Annotated in this window: 13 protein-coding genes; 8 read left to right on the forward strand and 5 right to left on the reverse strand. The window is 74.2% G+C overall.

The window, feature by feature from the left end; genetic code table 11:
* Positions 1-223 precede the first annotated feature (223 nt).
* Positions 224-1567 carry a D-arabinono-1,4-lactone oxidase gene (locus tag SL103_RS26835; RefSeq protein ID WP_069571512.1) on the forward strand — a complete coding sequence of 448 codons (1344 nt, stop codon included), beginning with the start codon at positions 224-226 and terminating at the stop codon, positions 1565-1567.
* An 87-nt stretch (positions 1568-1654) separates the two neighbouring features.
* On the opposite strand, the gene SL103_RS26840 is transcribed toward SL103_RS26835, so the two are convergent.
* Positions 1655-2776: a hypothetical protein gene (locus SL103_RS26840; RefSeq protein ID WP_069571513.1), complete on the reverse strand. Its 1122-nt coding sequence runs from the start codon at positions 2774-2776 to the stop codon at positions 1655-1657.
* A 497-nt stretch (positions 2777-3273) separates the two neighbouring features.
* On the opposite strand from SL103_RS26840, the gene sepH reads away from it, so the two are divergent.
* A complete protein-coding gene (gene sepH / locus SL103_RS26845) occupies positions 3274-4335 on the forward strand; it encodes a septation protein SepH (protein ID WP_069571514.1) in 1062 nt (353 codons plus the stop codon).
* Positions 4336-4423: 88 nt separating this feature from the next.
* Here sepH and SL103_RS26850 read toward each other — a convergent pair whose 3' ends face one another.
* Positions 4424-5263, reverse strand: a complete 840-nt coding sequence (locus SL103_RS26850) for a sulfurtransferase (RefSeq protein WP_069571515.1) — start codon at positions 5261-5263, stop codon at positions 4424-4426.
* A gap of 254 nt (positions 5264-5517) precedes the next feature.
* On the opposite strand from SL103_RS26850, the gene SL103_RS26855 reads away from it, so the two are divergent.
* The 6 genes from SL103_RS26855 (at position 5518) to SL103_RS26880 (ending at position 13116) form a co-directional block, all read left to right on the forward strand.
* Positions 5518-6303 carry a VOC family protein gene (locus SL103_RS26855; RefSeq protein ID WP_069571516.1) on the forward strand — a complete coding sequence of 262 codons (786 nt, stop codon included), beginning with the start codon at positions 5518-5520 and terminating at the stop codon, positions 6301-6303.
* 406 nt (positions 6304-6709) lie between these two features.
* The gene (locus SL103_RS26860) at positions 6710-9040 is read left to right on the forward strand and encodes a heavy metal translocating P-type ATPase (protein WP_099055459.1); all 2331 of its coding nucleotides are present in this window, start codon (positions 6710-6712) and stop codon (positions 9038-9040) included.
* A 72-nt stretch (positions 9041-9112) separates the two neighbouring features.
* Positions 9113-9955 (forward strand): hypothetical protein, encoded by an 843-nt coding sequence (locus SL103_RS26865; RefSeq protein ID WP_244304052.1) that lies wholly within the window; start codon positions 9113-9115, stop codon positions 9953-9955.
* A 137-nt stretch (positions 9956-10092) separates the two neighbouring features.
* Positions 10093-10341 (forward strand): hypothetical protein, encoded by a 249-nt coding sequence (locus SL103_RS26870; RefSeq protein ID WP_164492905.1) that lies wholly within the window; start codon positions 10093-10095, stop codon positions 10339-10341.
* A gap of 460 nt (positions 10342-10801) precedes the next feature.
* A complete protein-coding gene (locus tag SL103_RS26875) occupies positions 10802-11638 on the forward strand; it encodes a hypothetical protein (protein WP_069571518.1) in 837 nt (278 codons plus the stop codon).
* Positions 11635-13116, forward strand: coding sequence for an NADH-ubiquinone oxidoreductase-F iron-sulfur binding region domain-containing protein (locus SL103_RS26880; RefSeq protein WP_208869964.1), 1482 nt, complete (start codon positions 11635-11637; stop codon positions 13114-13116). Before SL103_RS26875 ends, SL103_RS26880 begins: the two co-directional genes overlap by 4 nt.
* A 48-nt stretch (positions 13117-13164) precedes the next feature.
* Here SL103_RS26880 and SL103_RS26885 read toward each other — a convergent pair whose 3' ends face one another.
* The 3 genes from SL103_RS26885 to SL103_RS26895 all read right to left on the reverse strand — a co-directional run bounded on the left by SL103_RS26885 (position 13165) and on the right by SL103_RS26895 (position 15722).
* Positions 13165-13815: a thymidine kinase gene (locus SL103_RS26885; protein ID WP_069571519.1), complete on the reverse strand. Its 651-nt coding sequence runs from the start codon at positions 13813-13815 to the stop codon at positions 13165-13167.
* A gap of 123 nt (positions 13816-13938) precedes the next feature.
* Positions 13939-15129 (reverse strand): alkaline phosphatase family protein, encoded by a 1191-nt coding sequence (locus SL103_RS26890; protein WP_069571520.1) that lies wholly within the window; start codon positions 15127-15129, stop codon positions 13939-13941.
* Positions 15129-15722 carry a DUF5998 family protein gene (locus tag SL103_RS26895; protein ID WP_069571521.1) on the reverse strand — a complete coding sequence of 198 codons (594 nt, stop codon included), beginning with the start codon at positions 15720-15722 and terminating at the stop codon, positions 15129-15131. Before SL103_RS26895 ends, SL103_RS26890 begins: the two co-directional genes overlap by 1 nt.
* Positions 15723-15747: the final 25 nt, after the last annotated feature.

Here is a 15747-nt window from a genome sequence, read left to right on the forward strand (position 1 = left end):
TCGTACGGTCCGGACCGGCCCGTGGGAGTCCCGTGCGGACCGCCCGGCACGGCCCCTCGGGTTACCGGCGGTACGACATGTCCCGGAGCCTGCTGATTGCGGCCGATTCCTTGATCGGGTATTTCCCGTCAACCCCTGTGGAGGGCGCGTCGGTGACTGACATCATGCGCTCACCGACGGCCTGCCGCGCACGGCCGGCCCGCGCTGAGGGAGGGGACGTCACATGGCAGTCAGCAACGCCGTCCGGGGCCCGGGAGGGCGCGGCTCGACCACCGGGCCGTGGCGCAACTGGGCGGGCAACGTCACCGCCCGCCCCGCCCGGAGCGTGGCCCCTTCGAACACCGAAGAACTGGTCGCCGCGGTCCGTGCGGCAGCCGAGGACGGCCTGACGGTGAAGGCCGCCGGCACCGGCCACTCGTTCACCCCGGCCGCCGCCACCGACGGGCTGCTGATCCGTCCCGAGCGGCTGACCGGCGTCCGCGCCGTCGACCGCGAGGCCGGCACGGTGACCGCCGCCGCCGGCACGCCCCTCAAGCACCTCAACGAGACCCTGGCCGCGCACGGGCTGTCGCTGACCAACATGGGCGACATCATGGAGCAGACCGTCTCGGGTGCGGCCGGCACCGGCACGCACGGCACCGGCCGCGACTCCGCCTCCGTCGCCGCCCAGATCACCGCCCTCGAACTGGTCACCGCCGACGGTTCGGTGCTGTCCTGCTCGGCCGACGAGAACCCGGACGTCTTCGCGGCGGCGCGGCTCGGCCTGGGCGCGCTGGGCGTGATCAGTGAGCTCACCTTCGCCGTGGAGCCGGAGTTCCTGCTGACCGCGCGCGAGGAGCCGATGGGCTTCGACGAGGTGACGGACCGGTTCGACGAGCTGGTCACGGAGAACGAGCACTTCGAGTTCTACTGGTTCCCGCACACCGGCAACTGCAACACCAAGCGCAACAACCGCAGCCAGGGCCCCGCGGCGCCGCCCGGCCGGGTCAGCGCCTGGATCGAGGACGAGCTGCTGTCCAACGGCGTGTTCCAGGTCGCCTGCGCCGTCGGGCGGGCGATGCCGGCGGCCATACCGGGCATCGCCAAGGTCTCCAGCCGCGCGCTGTCGGCCCGTACGTACACCGACATCCCCTACAAGGTGTTCACCTCGCCGCGGCGGGTGCGGTTCGTGGAGATGGAGTACGCGCTGCCCCGCGCGGCCGCGGCCGCCGCGCTGGGTGAGCTGAAGGCGCTGGTGGAGCGCTCGGACTTCCGCATCAGCTTCCCCGTGGAGGTGCGCACCGCACCCGCCGACGACCTGGTGCTGTCCACCGCTTCCGGCCGGGACACCGTCTACCTCGCCGTCCACATGTACCGGGGGACGCCGTACGAGGCGTACTTCGCGGCCGCCGAGAGGATCATGACGGCGCACGAGGGGCGTCCGCACTGGGGGAAGCTGCACACCCGCGACGCCGAGTACCTCGCCGAGGTCTATCCGCGGTTCGGCGAGTTCACCGCGGTGCGCGACCGGCTGGACCCGGAGCGCCGGTTCTCCAACGCGTATCTGCGGCGGGTCCTGGGGGACTGATCTGCGACGACGGCCGCGGCCCGGCGCCCTGGGAGGGGCACCGGGCCGCGGCCGTCGCGGCTCCGCCGGGCGGACGGAGCGTCCGGGTCAGGGCGCGCCCGGGACCGGGGCCTCCGCCTCGGGCTGCTGGCTCGGCCCGCTCCCCTGGTCGCCGCTGCCGGTCGGGCCGTCACCGGAGCCGGTGTCACCGCTGTCCGTCGAACCGCTCGGGGAGGGGTTCGGGGACGGCGAGGTGCCCTGGTCCGGCGAGGTGCTGCCGCCGTCGGACGGCGTGGGGGTCGGCGTCGGGGTGCCCTTGTCCTTGCCGGTCCCGCTGTCACCGGACCGGCCCGGGTCGGGACGGGAGCCGTCGCCGCTGCCCTGCCGGCCGCTGTCACCCGGCGGGTGGCCGGTGCCGGGCGACCGCGGGGTGGCGGGCCGGTGCCGGCTCACGCCGCCGGTCTGGGTGAGGTTGCCCAGCGTGGTGCCCTTCGCGCCGCTCGGCGTCTGCCCGGTCATCAGCTCGGTGGCGGTGACCCCGCCCATGGCCAGCGCGAAGACGGCGAACGCGCCGAGCGCCGGCCGCTTCCAGCCGCGCAGCCGGGTGCCGTACTTCGTGGCGCTGAGTTCCTCGGGGCGGCCGGTCACCGGCAGCACCGTGGTGGCCTCGGCCTCCGGGCGCGGCGCGGGCGCGTCGGCCCGGTGGCCGGCCGCCCGGCCCAGTGCCATGGTCTGCGCGTCGAGGCGTGGCACCAGCTGGGTCCGGTCCGCCGGATGGGCGCCCGCCGGATCGCGGCGCCGGGCCTGTTCGGCCCGCGGGATCAGCTGGGTGCGGGCCGCGTCGGTCCCGGGGGTCCGGGCGGCGACCGCGGTGACACGGTCCTCCGCGCCCTGCTTGTCGAAGGTCGGCAGCACCATCGTGGGCGCCGCCTGGTTCGGTGGGGTGGTGGATCGAGAGCGGGAGGAGGAGCGGCGAGGCTTCGGCCTGGTGGTGACCGAGACCTCCTTGATCTGTTCGCCGGTGCGTCGGAAGAGGTGCTGGAATATCGAGCCGCCGGTCGTGGCCACGACACTGACCAGACCTGCGCCGATGATGGTTCCGTACACACCGAGCTGCCCCGCGAGGTACGCGGCCGCGGCCGCGGCGAGCGCACTGCCGGCCACCTGAGCGACGCTCAGGTCGATCCGCTTCTCCTTCTTTTTCGTGGCGGTTTCGGTTTCTTCGTCCATCTCCTACCTTTGATAGCCCCTTCGATCCATCTTGCATGGAGAACTGACCAATTGGCGGAGCCTTTAGTTCCGATTCTGGGGAATCTGTGAAACTCGCCACCTGCGTGTCTGGTCGAGAGGTCGACAAGGCGACCGACCTCCGTTGCCCGCCCAGAAGTTCGGCGGCGCGGCGGTCCACCTCAGTGGTCCGAATGGAGTACTGTGGCGAACCCTGGCCCCGGTTCCCGTCCGGCTGCCCGGAACCCACGGGAGGGGCCCTGAAGGCGGCACTCGACCCGGGGCGCCGCCGCTCGGCACGGGTGTTCGGCGACAGGGCAAGCGGCATGGTCACTGAGCGTTGCAAACTGGTAACCGTGTCATAACGGCGTTTGGGGGCCAAGCCTCGACACGCCGGGCAACTCGGCAATGTTGTGGCAGGCTGCACCCGGGCAGGCCACACTCGACTAGCGGAAGCAGCGACGCACGTGACGTCGGCAGGCACCACCCGGGAGGTCCCCATGCCCGAACTGCGTGTCGTGGCCGTCTCCAACGACGGCACACGGCTGGTGCTCAAAGCTGCGGACAGCACCGAGTACACGCTTCCGATCGACGAACGGCTGCGCGCCGCCGTCCGCAACGACCGCGCACGGCTCGGCCAGATCGAGATCGAGGTCGAGAGCCACCTGCGCCCGCGGGACATCCAGGCGCGGATAAGAGCCGGTGCGTCCGCGGAAGAGGTCGCCCAGCTCGCCGGCATCCCGGTCGACCGGGTGCGCCGCTTCGAGGGCCCGGTCCTCGCCGAGCGCGCGTTCATGGCCGAGCGGGCCCGCAAGACCCCGGTACGGCGCCCCGGCGAGAACACCGGTCCGCAGCTCGGTGAGGCGGTCGCGGAGCGGCTGCTGCTGCGCGGCGCGGACAAGGAGAGCGTCCAGTGGGACTCCTGGCGCCGGGACGACGGCACCTGGGAAGTGCTGCTGGTCTACCGCGTCGCCGCCGAACCGCACTCGGCGAGCTGGACCTACGACCCGCCGCGGCGGCTGGTCCAGGCCGTGGACGACGAGGCCCGGGCGCTGATCGGCGAGAGCGACGACACGCCCGAGCCGAGCTTCCCGTTCGTACCGCGCATCGCACGGCTGCCGCGCGACCGGCCGCTGGACCGCACCCTGGACCGGCAGCACTCCGAGCGCAACGCGCAGTCCGGCGGCGAGGAGAGCGAGCCGCGGGGCACCGAGGAGGCCGTCGGCGAGCGGGAGCGCGAGCGGGATTCGCTGACCAGCCTGCTGGAGGCGGTGCCGAGCTTCCGCGGCGACATGATCGTGCCGGAGAGCGTCAAGGCGCCGCAGAGCGACGAGGAGACCGAGGACGAGGTCGAGGAACCGCCGGCCCCGGCGGCCAGCGCGGGCGCGGGCTCGGCGTACGCCGATGTGCTGATGCCGCGAGCGGTGGCCGGCCACCGTGACCGGCTGACCGGGACGACCGACCGGCAGGCGGAGGCGGACGGCGTACGCCCCGGACGCCGGGCGGCCGTGCCCAGCTGGGACGAGATCGTCTTCGGCACCCGGCGCAAGAAGCCGGAGTAGCGGCCGGCGCGCCGCGAGACCCTCCGTCCGCCCGTCCCCTGCTTCCAGGGGGCGGGCGGACGGCGTCGTACGGAGCCCTGACGGGGGCTCAGCCGGGCTGCGGGCCGGTGGCGACCGGGCGGGCCGGGTCGGCGGTCCATTCGCTCCAGGAACCGACGTACAGCGCCGCGGGGACGCCGGCGACGGCGAGGGCCAGGACCTGGTGGGCCGCGGAGACCCCGGAGCCGCAGTAGACGCCCACCTCGGCGTCCGCCGTGGCGCCCAGCGTGGCGAACCGCTCGGCCAGCTCGGCCGCGTCCCGGAACACCGTGCCGCCCGCCGCGACGTTCTCGGTCGTGGGCGCGGACACCGCGCCCGGGATGTGGCCGGCGACCGGGTCGATGGGCTCCACCTCACCGCGGTAGCGCTCGCCGGCGCGCGCGTCGAGCAGCACACCGCGGCGGGCCAGCGCGGCCGCCCCGTCCGCCGTCAGCAGCGGCAGCGCGCCGGGCGCCGGGGTGAAGTCCCCCGCCTGCGGATCCTCCTTGTCCGTGCTCAACCCCTCGCCGGCGGCCTGCCAGGCGGCCAGGCCGCCGTCCAGCACCCGCACGTCAGGGTGCCCGCTCCAGCGCAGCAGCCACCAGGCCCGGGCCGCCGCCCAGCCCTGGCCGCCGTCGTAGACGACGACGGGACGGTCCGCGCGGACGCCCGCGGCCCGCATCGCGCCGGCGAAGACATCGAGGTCGGGCAGCGGGTGACGGCCGGCCGGGCCGGGCGCCCCGGCCAGCTCGCTGTCGAGGTCGACATAGACCGCGCCGGGCAGGTGACCGGCCTCGTACACGGGGCGGCCGGGCGGACCGCCGAGCTGGTAGCGGACGTCCAGGAGCACCGGAGGGGTGCCCCCGGCCAACTCGCTCGCGAGTTCGGTAGCGGTGATGATGGCATTCATGGGACTCATCCTTGCGTAGCGGTGACTACGTACAGAAGGCGGGTGCCCACCCTCCGTATGACGCAGTTACGCCCTGACGTAACGCCGCCGAAACGGACGGGAAACCCTAAAACGGGCATTCTCCCTTGCGAACGGGCCGTGGACGGCGCGGCCGGGGCGCACACCAGGTCACAGGGTGCGAGCATCTGCTCAAGACCCCCCGCCCGTACCGCACCTACAAGGTCAGGCCCCCGACGCTCCGAGGAGAAAGTGCAATGACGACCGAGGCCGCGACCCGGCGGATGTCCGGCGCGCCCTGCTGGGTGAGCCTCCTGGCCCACAGTCTTTCCGCGGCGCAGGAGTTCTACGGCGCGCTGTTCGGCTGGGAGTTCCGCCCGGGACCGCAGCATTTCGGTCCGTACTCCCGGGCCTACCTCGACGGCCGGGAGGTCGCCGGAGTGGGCGAGCTGGCGCCCGACCGCGATCTGCCGGTCGCCTGGACCACCTATCTGGCCAGCGACGACGCCGATATGACCGCCGAGCAGATTCGTTGCTGCGGAGGGACGGTGGGCGTCGGGCCGCTGGACGCGGACGCCAACGCGGGGCGGATGGCGATCGGCTCCGACCCGCAGGGCGCGATCTTCGGCGTCTGGCAGGGCAGGTCGATGATGGGCACCGCGGTCACGGGTGAGCCCGGCACGCCGGTGTGGAACGAGCTGATCACCCAGGACACCGCCTCCGTGGGCCCGTTCTACGAGCACGTCTTCGGCTTCGAGGCGGAGCCGCTGGCCCCGGCGGGCCCGGCGGACCTCGACTATCTGACGCTGCGCCTCAAGGGCCTGGCGGTGGTCGGCATCCACGGCGTGGGCAGTGCGCTGCCGCGCGACCGCGGCCCGCACTGGATGACGTACTTCGCCGTCCCCAACGCCGATGCGGCCGCCCGCCGGGTCACCGAACTGGGCGGCCGGGTCCTGGACACCGCCCACGACTCCCACCACGGCCGGCTGGCGACCGTCGCCGACACCGAGGGCGCGGTCTTCTCGATCATCGAGCAGGGCTGAGCGCGGACGCCTCCCCCGGTCGGCCGGCGCCGGATGCGCGCACCGCGTAACCAGCCTCGCCCTGCGCCTGGTTGACGTCTCTCCTCGCAGGGCCCGGGCGCCCTCGACCTCCAACGACGCGACGCGGTCGGCGAGTTCGGCCGGCCGGCGGGAGCCCGGGGAGAGGTGCGTGCGGAAGCGTCTCCCACCGCCCGGAAAATCCTCGGGGCAAGGGGCTGCGTTCCCGCTCCCGGCGCCGGCCGCAACACTGCGCACCCGGTGCCCGACCGCGGCGCCTGCCGGCACCCCGACGGTCTGTTCGGCCCTGAAACAGGGCCGGACGTCCCCTCCCGCCGGCACCCGGTGGCGCGCTGTGATGGAGGGGGACCGGCCGGCGGTCCCGGCGCCGGACGGACCGAGACACGTCATGAAGCACCACACGCTCACCACGCGGCTGCGCCGCCCGACCCCGGCGGTCGCGCTCCCACGGCTCGAACCCGTCCTCCTGGCCGTCACGGCGACCGCCCTGATCGCCGGTGGCATCGCCTGGCTCGCGGGCGCGGGCGGCCCCGCCGACCTCTTCTGGGGGCTGGGCACCCTGTCCGCGGTGGGCCCCGCCGTGGGATGGGTGCTCGCCGCACTGCGGCACGGGCACGCGGGCGTGGACCTCATCGCCGTCCTCGCGCTGGCCGGCACCCTGGCCGTGCACGAGTACCTGGCCGGCGCGCTGATCGCCCTGATGCTCGCCACCGGGCGCACCCTGGAAGCCGCAGCCCGACGACGTGCCTCCCACGATCTTCGCGCCCTGCTGGAACATGCGCCCCGCTCCGCGCGCCGCCGCACCGGGGCCGGCGTGACCACGGTGCCGGTGGCCGAGGTCGCCGTCGGCGACCTGCTCGTCGTCGGCCCCGGCGAGGTCGTCCCCGTCGACGGCCGCGTGGAGGGCGCCGCCGCGGTCCTCGACGAGTCGGTGCTCACCGGTGAGGCCCTCCAGGTCGAGCGGGCCCGGGACGAGCCGGTGCGCAGCGGCGTGGTCAACGCCGGAGGCGCGTTCGAGCTGCGTGCCACGGCCACCGAGCAGGACAGCACCTACGCCGGGATCGTGCGGCTGGCCCGGCAGGCCGGCGCCGAGTCCGCGCCCGTCGTACGGCTGGCCGACCGCTACGCCGCCTGGTTCCTCCCGCTCTCGCTCGCGGTGGCAGGGCTGGCCTGGCTGATCAGCGGCTCCGCGGTCCGGGCGGTCGCGGTCCTGGTGGTCGCCACTCCCTGCCCGCTGCTGCTGGCCGCCCCGGTCGCCATCGTCTCCGGCCTCTCGCGCGCCTCGCGCCTCGGCGTCGTCATCCGCGACGGCGGGGCGCTGGAGAACCTCGGCCGCGCACGCACGCTCCTGCTGGACAAGACCGGCACCCTCACCCGCGGCCGCCCCCGCGTGCTCGACGTGATCGCCGCCCCCGGGGCCAAACCCACCGAGGTCCTCCGCCTGGCAGCCTCGCTCGACCAGTACTCACCCCACGTGCTCGCCCAGGCCCTCGTCGACACCGCCCGGGAACGCGGACTGGCCCTGTCGGTCCCGACGGACGTCGGCGAGGAACCCGGCCGGGGCGCCACCGGGAACGTGGACGGCCACCGGGCCGCCGTCGGCCTCAGGAGCGCCGCGACCGCCCGGCCGGACTGGGCGAAGGCGGTCGACACCCGGGCGCTCCTGGACGGGGCGGCCGTCGCCTGGCTCACCGTCGACGGACACCTGACCGGCGCCGTACTCCTGCGCGACCCCCTGCGGCACGACGCGCCGCGCACGCTGCGCCACCTGCGGGCGGCGGGCATCGACCGGCTGCTGATGCTCACCGGCGACCGTGCCGCGCCCGCCCACGAGGTCGCCGCCGTCCTCGGCCTGGACGACGTACGCGCCGAACTCGGCCCGGCCGACAAGGTCGCCGCCGTGCGCGCCGAACGCGAGCGCGCGGTCAGCGTGATGGTCGGCGACGGCGTCAACGACGCCCCCGCCCTTGCCGCCGCCGACATCGGCGTCGCCATGGGCGCCCGCGGCTCCACCGCGTCCTCCGAAGCCGCCGACATCGTCCTGACCACCGACCGCGTCGACCGCCTCGCCGACGCCGTCGCCATCGCCCAGCGCGCTCGGCGCATCGCGGTACAGAGCGCCCTCGGCGGCATGCTGATGTCCCTGGCCGCCATGGCCGCGGCTGCCTTCGGCCTGCTCCCGCCCGCCGCCGGTGCCCTGCTCCAGGAGGGCATCGACGTCGCCGTCATCCTCAACGCCCTGCGCGCCCTGCGCACCGACCAGGCCGCGCGGCTGCCCCTCACCCCCGCCGCCGAGGCCCTCATCCACCGCTTCGCCGCCGAACACGACGACCTCCAGGACGTCCTCGACGCCGTACGCGACGCCGCCGACCGGCTCTCCGACAGCTCCGGCCCCACCGCCTTGGCCGCGGTGGAGGAGACCCATCGTCTGCTGACCGAACGGCTGCTGCCGCACGAGTACGCCGAGGAGCACGAGCTCTACCCGGCGCTCGCCCCCACTCTCGGCGGGCCCGAGGCCACCGCCACCATGAGCCGCGCCCACACCGAGATCGAACGCCTCTCCCGGCGCATCGCCACCCACCTGCAACTGGCTCACGCGGGCGGCGGCCTCTCCCCGGAGCAACTCGACGACCTGCGCTCCTGCCTCTACGGCCTCAACACCGTCCTGCGCCTGCACTTCACCCAGGAGGAGGAGAACTACTTCTCCCTCGCACCGTGAACGACGGACGTCACCGACCTCGGCCGCTCCCACCGGTCCCCCGACGCGGGCGGCGCGCCAGCATCCCTGACCATGGCGGGGCGGGGGTGGCGGCTGGGTGCCGTGGCGGTGGTGACAGTGCTGGCGGCGTTCTGCGCCTCCGGCTCGGAACGCCCGGAGGTCATCCGCACGGCGTCGGACCTCGGCCCCCTGCCGGCCGACCGCTACGACTACACACCGCAGGACTACCAGCGATCCCACCGGGCATCGGCACTGCTGATCCGGCAGTGCATGGCTGACCGCGGCCACCCGGACTTCCCGCTCGACCCCCGCTACCCCGGCGATCCCGTCGTCGCCACCGCGGTCGGCACCGACTACGGCGCCCTCGATCTGGACGCCGCCCGCCGCTGGGGCTACGGCTGGGACTCCGCGAAGCACCCGGTTCCCCGGCCGACGGGCCGCCGCATGACCAACGCCGAGTATGCGGACTGGCCTTCCTGCAACGCCCGGGCGAACCGGCGGCTGCTGCACGGCATCGACCTCAAGCGGGACTGGCTCTACGCGAGCAGACGGGCGATCGAGGTCGACAAAGAGGTCAAGCGCGATCCGGGCCTGCGCGCGGCCTGGGCTCTGTGGTCCCGCTGTGTGGCGGAACAGGGATTCCCCCGCTATCCGGACCCCGTTGCCGCGTACACGGACCACGCCTGGCAGCGGGACAGCAGCGGCAACACCCGGCATACGCGGCGGGAGCGGGCCACCGCCGTCGCGGACGTCCTCTGCAAGCGCCGCCACCGTACGGCCCAGTCCTGGCACGCCGTACGTGCGTGGAAGCAGTCCGCGGACATCAGACGGCACCGCGACCGCTACTCCGCCGGGCTGCGGGCGCTGCGCACGTACCGGGCCCACATCGCCGAGGTGCTGCGGAAGCCCGGATAGCGGCGGCGACGACGGGCAACCGAGGTCAGCACCCCACGCCGCCCCCTCGCCGCACGCGCGACCGATTCCGCCCCCTCCGTCGAACGGATCATCAATCTCGGCCCGAAGCGCGCGGGACCCGCATAGGGTCCCGGTACATGAACGTAAATGGCGGCCCCGAGGCCGAAGACGTGTACGAGATCGGACCGCTGACGTACCGCCAGGGGTGCGTGTCCGTGTGGAAGGAGAACAACGGGTGCAGGGAGGACGCGCTCATGCACGACCGCGCGATCGTGGGCGTGTACACGGGCACGCCTGAGCAACGGGGCGACCAGCTGTTCCGCGCGTGGGTGAACGCCGAGGAGCTTCCCGCGGTCCTGAACCACTGGGCCAACGTCCTGCGCTGAGGACCGGTTCCGCCCCGTTGACGGGGAGGACGCACGGGCGCGGCCGTTCTCTCCTGCTTCCACGCGACGTCCCGAAGCGGGGAGAACGGCCCCTGTCCCGCAAAGACCGACCGTGGCCGGTGAGCACGGCACGCGGTGCAAGATCACGACACGGCGCACGGCTCCCGCACGGTGAGTCCGGTCACGCCGCTCCCGGCATCTACTAGGCACGGTCGTGGCGCGAAATCCGCCGCTGTCCCGGGGAATCGGCGTCGATGCCGAGTCCGGCTACGGTCGTGGGCCGTATCAGGGGCCGTTGCCAGTGGGACGGGGTACGGGCTAACGATGGGCCCTGTCGTGCAGGCACCGCCGGTGCCCCACACATCCCGGCGGTGCGCTCTTCCGACGTGGGCATGCGGTCTCCCGAGCCGGCCACGCCCCGGCCCGGCTGCGTGACCCGAGCGAAGGAAGAAGGTGCCCCATGTCCAGCGTCGCCCTGCTCGCCCATCCTGGGGTCGGCGCCGTGCTCGTCGGGGCAGCGGGCCGGATGATGGCCTTCCTGGACCACTTCGCGGGCGTCTTCACCCTGATCTCGCTCACTGCCGTGGTGACCTGTGGGCTCGCCGCCACCGACCGGCTGGTGCTGACGCCCCGGCTACGGGTGTCCGTGCAGTCGGTGCACCGGGCGAGCGCCGTCGCGGCGCTCGGCTTCCTGGTCACGCACATCGCGGTCAAGGTCGTCGAGCGGCACGCCGCTCCGCAGACCGCGGTGGTCCCCTTCACCGGCGGCGCCGCCCTCGCGGTCGGCCTGGGCACCCTCGCCGCCGACCTGCTCGTCCTGATCACGGCCACCGGCGTGCTCCGCGGTCGGTTCGCCGGCAGCCGCCGCCCCTGGCTGTGGCGGGTGCTGCACTCGCTGGCGTACGTCTGCTGGCCGATCTCCGTGGCGCACGGACTGACGGCGGGGCGCGCGGCGCACGCGTGGGTGCTCTTGGGTTACGGCCTGTGCGTGGCCCTGGTGGCGCTCGCACTGTTGGTCCGTGCCCTTTCCTTCCTGGGTCGCCACCGGAGCCTGAGCCGGCGTCGGCGCGATGCCAAGGCGTATCGGCCCGCCGCTGTCCGTCCGGCCGCTCTGGCCGCCCTGTCCACGCGGTCCGACCGGCCCCTCACCGACCCTCGCCCGAGCGCCTGGCCCGCCGGACCGATGGCGCCGGCTCGCCGGTCCGCGCACGGTGCCCGCCTGCCCGGACAGCCCAAGCACGCCGCGAGACCGGGGGCCCGGACGGTCCGCCTGGCCCAGCCCGGGAGCGGCGAGTGAAGCACGCCCCGCTGGAGCTGCCCGAGGCACGCTGGCTGGAGGCGGCCCGGCTGACCGCCGGCCTGGACCGCCACCAGCGCCTGGACCTCGCCGCCCACCACCGTGTCCACCCGCCACTCCCCCGACCGGGCCGGGACGGCCTGCTCGCCCTGGCCGAAGCCGTCGGCCTCGCCGGCCGCGGCGGCGCCGGCTTCCCGTTCGCCCGCAAGGCCCGGGCCACCCTCGCCGCCGTCGACCGCACCGGTCTGCCGCCGGTCATCGTGGTGAACGGCGCGGAGGGCGAACCGGCCAGCGCCAAGGACAAGGTGTTGCTCGCCCGCGCGCCGCATCTGGTGCTGGACGGCGCCTGCCTGGCCGCGGCCGCCTTCGGCGCCGAGGAGATCGTGGTCGGCGTCACCGCCGGCAGCCCCGGCGAGATATCGGTCCCGGCCGCCCTCGCCGAGCGCGAGCTTCCCTGCCCGGCCCGGACCCTGTGCGTGCCCGAACGCTTCGTCTCGGGCGAATCCGGTGCCCTGATCCGTGCCGTCAACGGCCTGCCGGCGATACCGGCGCCGCTGAAGGCCCGCGCGGCCGGCGGCGGAAAGGGCGGGGTGCGGCGCCGTCCGACGCTGCTCTCCAACGCGGAGACCCTGGCCCAACTCGCCGTCGCGGCCCGGCTCGGGCCCGACGCCTACGCCGCCGTCGGCACCGCCGACGAACCCGGCACGGTCCTGCTCACCGTCAACCGGCCGGGCGCCGATCCGCTGGTGGTCGAGGTGCCGGCCGGCACCCGGCTGGGCCCGGTACTGCATGCCTGCGGCGTGCAGCCGGGCGCCGGCGTGCTGGTGGGCGGCTACCACGGTGCCTGGCTGCCCCCGTCGGACGCCCTCGACGCGCCGCTGTCCCGCGCCGGGCTCGCCGACCTCGGCGGAACCCTCGGTGCGGGTGCGGTCGTCACGCTTCCCGACGACACCTGCCCGCTCGGCGAGACCGCCCGGGTCGCGGCCTGGCTGGCGGCCGAGTCCGCCGGCCAGTGCGGACCGTGCAAGCGCGGCCTGCCCGTTGCCGCCGACGCCCTGGCCGCGCTGGCCGCCGGTGCCGCCGAGCCCGCCGTGCTGGAGGACATCCGGCGTGCCCTCGGCGCGGCCCGGAGCGGTGGCGCCTGCTCCCACCCGGACGGCACGGCCCGCTTCCTCCTCACCGCGCTGGACGTCTTCGTCGAGGACGTCGACGCCCACCTGTCCGGCGCCGGTTGCGGCCGCCCCGTGCAGGGACTGCTCCCCCTCCCGCCCGTGAAGGGCACCCGGCTGGAGGTGGACCGGTCCCGCTGCACCGGACACGGTCTGTGCGCCGTGCTGGCTCCCGACCTCATCCGCCTCGGCCCGCACGGCTACCCCACCTCCACCGGCATCCCGGTCGCCCCCTGGCAGGAGCACGACGCCCGCCGCGCCGTCAACCAGTGCCCGGCCCTGGCAGTGCGCCTCCGGCACCGCGCCTGACTCCGCCCCGGAGGCCCCTCGCGGCGGCCCTGCCGCCGTGACGCACGGTCAATCCGACGCGACCGGCAGCACGTCAGGCGAAAGCGCCGCCGCTCGTGCCGTCGCGCTCGTCATCCGCCGGCGATGATGACGGCGGCACAGAACCTCGTACCCGACGGCCTCCGCAGCACCGCCCACATCCCCCACCACGACCTGTTCGCCCTCGACGACCATCTCGCCGCCCACCGTGCGGGCGTTGTGCGTGGCCCGGGCACCGCACCAGCACATCGCCTCGACCTGCAGCGTCTCGATCCGGTCCGCCAGCTCGAACAGCCGCTGCGAACCGGGGAACAACTTGGTCCGGAAGTCCGTGGTGATGCCGAACGCGAAGACATCGAGGTCCAGATCGTCGACGATCCGGGCCAGTTGGTCGATCTGCTCCGGCAGCAGGAACTGCGCCTCGTCCACGATGACGTAGTCCACCCTGCCGCCCCGCGACATGCGCTCCACCACGAACGCGTACGGATCCAGCCCGGGGGCGGCCTCCACCGCGTCGGTCACCAGGCCCAGGCGCGACGACAGCTTGCCGGCTCCCGCACGGTCCTCCCGCGTGAAGATCACGCCCTGCAGCCCACGAGCCGACCGGTTGTGCGCGATCTGCAGCGCCAGAGTCGACTTCCCACAGTCCATGGTTCCGGAGAAAAACACCAGTGCGGACATGGGTGGGGGATGGCCTTTCGCGTCGGAGTCAGCGGCGTGGCAGCGGGCAGGGCCCGCCTTCCGCCCCGGTGGGCGGGGGGCGTGGGGCGTGGGGCGTACGGGTGCGGGGTGACCGGATACGGGTCAGGTGCGGACTTCCAGGAGCGGTACCAGCTGCTCCACCGGAGTCATCGAGCCGTGCATCCCGACCATCTCCGATTCACGGGGCTCACGTTCGCTCGCGATGATCACCATGTCGGCGTGCGCGGCCGCCACGACATCACCGATCCGGGCCCGCACCCGGTCGTCGACCCGCGGTCCGAACCACCCGGCGGCGATGGCCTCGTCGCGGCTCGCGACCCACATCTGCTCGCCGACCACCTCGCGCCACACGGCGAGCACGTCGGCGGCCGCGCCGGGGTGGGCGTAGACGTGCCGGGCGCGGCCCTCGCCGCCCAACAGGCGGACGCCGGCCCGCAGTTCCCAGTCCTCGTCGAAGTCGATCCGGGACTCGGGGTCGAAGGGGATGTCGATCATGCCGTGGTCGGCGGTGACGTAGAGGGCGCTGCGCGGCGGGAGTTGCTCCGCGAGCCGTTCGGCGAGCCGGTCCACGTACATCAACTGGCCGCGCCAGGCATCGGAGTTGACGCCGTAGCGGTGGCCCTTGCCGTCGACCTCGGAGTAGTACGTGTAGACCAGCGAGCGGTCGGCGGCGGCGAGTTGTTCGGCGGCCAGGTCCATCCGCTCCTCGCCGGAGAGCCGGCCGTGGAAGCTGCCGCCGCTGAGCGCGATCTTGGTGAGCGGGGTCTGCTCGAAGTTCGGTGCGGAGACCTGACAGGTGTGGACACCCGCCGCGGCCGCCTGCTGGAAGACCGTCGGATACGGCTGCCAGACGTGCGGGTCGGTCCAGGGATACCAGCGCAGCTGGTTCATCAGGGCGCCGGTGGCCGGGTCCTCACAGGTGTAGCCGGGCAGGCCGTGGGCGCCCGGCGGCAGGCCGGTGCCGACCGAGGCGAGCGAGGTCGCGGTCGTGGAGGGGAAGCCCGCGGTGAGCGGGCGGCCGGTGCCGTTCGACGACGTCCCCAGGAGCGAGGTGAGGAACGGTGCCTCCTCCGGGTGCGCGCGCAGCAGGTCCCAGCCGAGGCCGTCGATGAGGAAGACACAGGCCCGGTCGGCCGGTGCCAGCTCCATGCTCGCGCCGAGGCCGGGGACGCCGAGGCCCGCGGCGACGGTGGGCAGGAGATCGGCGAGGGAGCCACTGCCGTAGCGGGGCACCGGGGCGTCGAGCGGGTCGAGCGGTGTGGGTTCCGGCCAGGCGGGGGCGATGTCGACCATCAGCGGGGGGCGGTGGTGGCCGCGGTGGCCTCGGAGAGCGCCTGGGCGAAGGCGAGCGTCTCGCGCACCGAGTCGGGACCGTCACCCGCCTCGCTGACCCGCAGCGAGAGGTCGTCGGCGGTGGAGGATCCGGTGTAGCCGTGATCCGCCTCGCAGTTGGGGTCGCCGCAGGCCGCGGGCTCCAGGTCCAGCCGGGCGACGGCGCCCCAGCCGATGGTCAGTACCACCTCGCGGGGCAGCTGACCCGGGGTGTACGACTCGGGGTTCGCGACCACGCGGCTGAGCACCACGGAGGAGATCCGGCCCAGCTTGACGGACTCGGTGGAGGTGGTGGCGTACGGCGACGGGGAGGTGGCGTCGGCGGCCTGCTCGTCGGTGTGGCTGACGATGAAGCGCGTACCGGTCAGGACCAGGACGGTGACGTGGCGGCGGACCTCGTTGGCGTCGAAGGTCGTCTCCTGGTGGACGAGGTACGACACCACCGGCTCGCCGCCGACCGCGGCCTGCACCGCCTCGGCCACGAGCGTCGGGTAATAGCCACTGCGCTCGATCGCCGCGCGCAGCCCCTGGGTCGTCGTACCGGTCTTAGCCATGGGGTCCATCCTACGGGGCCTGCGC

The sequence above is a fragment of the Streptomyces lydicus genome, assembly GCF_001729485.1.
GTDB classification, from domain to species: Bacteria; Actinomycetota; Actinomycetes; order Streptomycetales; family Streptomycetaceae; genus Streptomyces; species Streptomyces lydicus_D.

Excerpts from the sequence above, each read along its gene's own strand:
- SL103_RS26890 (WP_069571520.1), bottom strand. The coding sequence starts at position 15,129 with ATGGTCGACATCGCCCCCGCCTGGCCGGAACCCACACCGCTCGACCCG.
- SL103_RS26895 (WP_069571521.1), bottom strand. The coding sequence starts at position 15,722 with ATGGCTAAGACCGGTACGACGACCCAGGGGCTGCGCGCGGCGATCGAG.
- sepH (WP_069571514.1), top strand. The coding sequence starts at position 3,274 with ATGCCCGAACTGCGTGTCGTGGCCGTCTCCAACGACGGCACACGGCTG.
- SL103_RS26865 (WP_244304052.1), top strand. The coding sequence starts at position 9,113 with ATGGCGGGGCGGGGGTGGCGGCTGGGTGCCGTGGCGGTGGTGACAGTG.
- SL103_RS26855 (WP_069571516.1), top strand. The coding sequence starts at position 5,518 with ATGACGACCGAGGCCGCGACCCGGCGGATGTCCGGCGCGCCCTGCTGG.
- SL103_RS26850 (WP_069571515.1), bottom strand. The coding sequence starts at position 5,263 with ATGAATGCCATCATCACCGCTACCGAACTCGCGAGCGAGTTGGCCGGG.
- SL103_RS26875 (WP_069571518.1), top strand. The coding sequence starts at position 10,802 with ATGTCCAGCGTCGCCCTGCTCGCCCATCCTGGGGTCGGCGCCGTGCTC.
- SL103_RS26835 (WP_069571512.1), top strand. The coding sequence starts at position 224 with ATGGCAGTCAGCAACGCCGTCCGGGGCCCGGGAGGGCGCGGCTCGACC.
- SL103_RS26860 (WP_099055459.1), top strand. The coding sequence starts at position 6,710 with ATGAAGCACCACACGCTCACCACGCGGCTGCGCCGCCCGACCCCGGCG.
- SL103_RS26840 (WP_069571513.1), bottom strand. The coding sequence starts at position 2,776 with ATGGACGAAGAAACCGAAACCGCCACGAAAAAGAAGGAGAAGCGGATC.
- SL103_RS26885 (WP_069571519.1), bottom strand. The coding sequence starts at position 13,815 with ATGTCCGCACTGGTGTTTTTCTCCGGAACCATGGACTGTGGGAAGTCG.
- SL103_RS26870 (WP_164492905.1), top strand. The coding sequence starts at position 10,093 with ATGAACGTAAATGGCGGCCCCGAGGCCGAAGACGTGTACGAGATCGGA.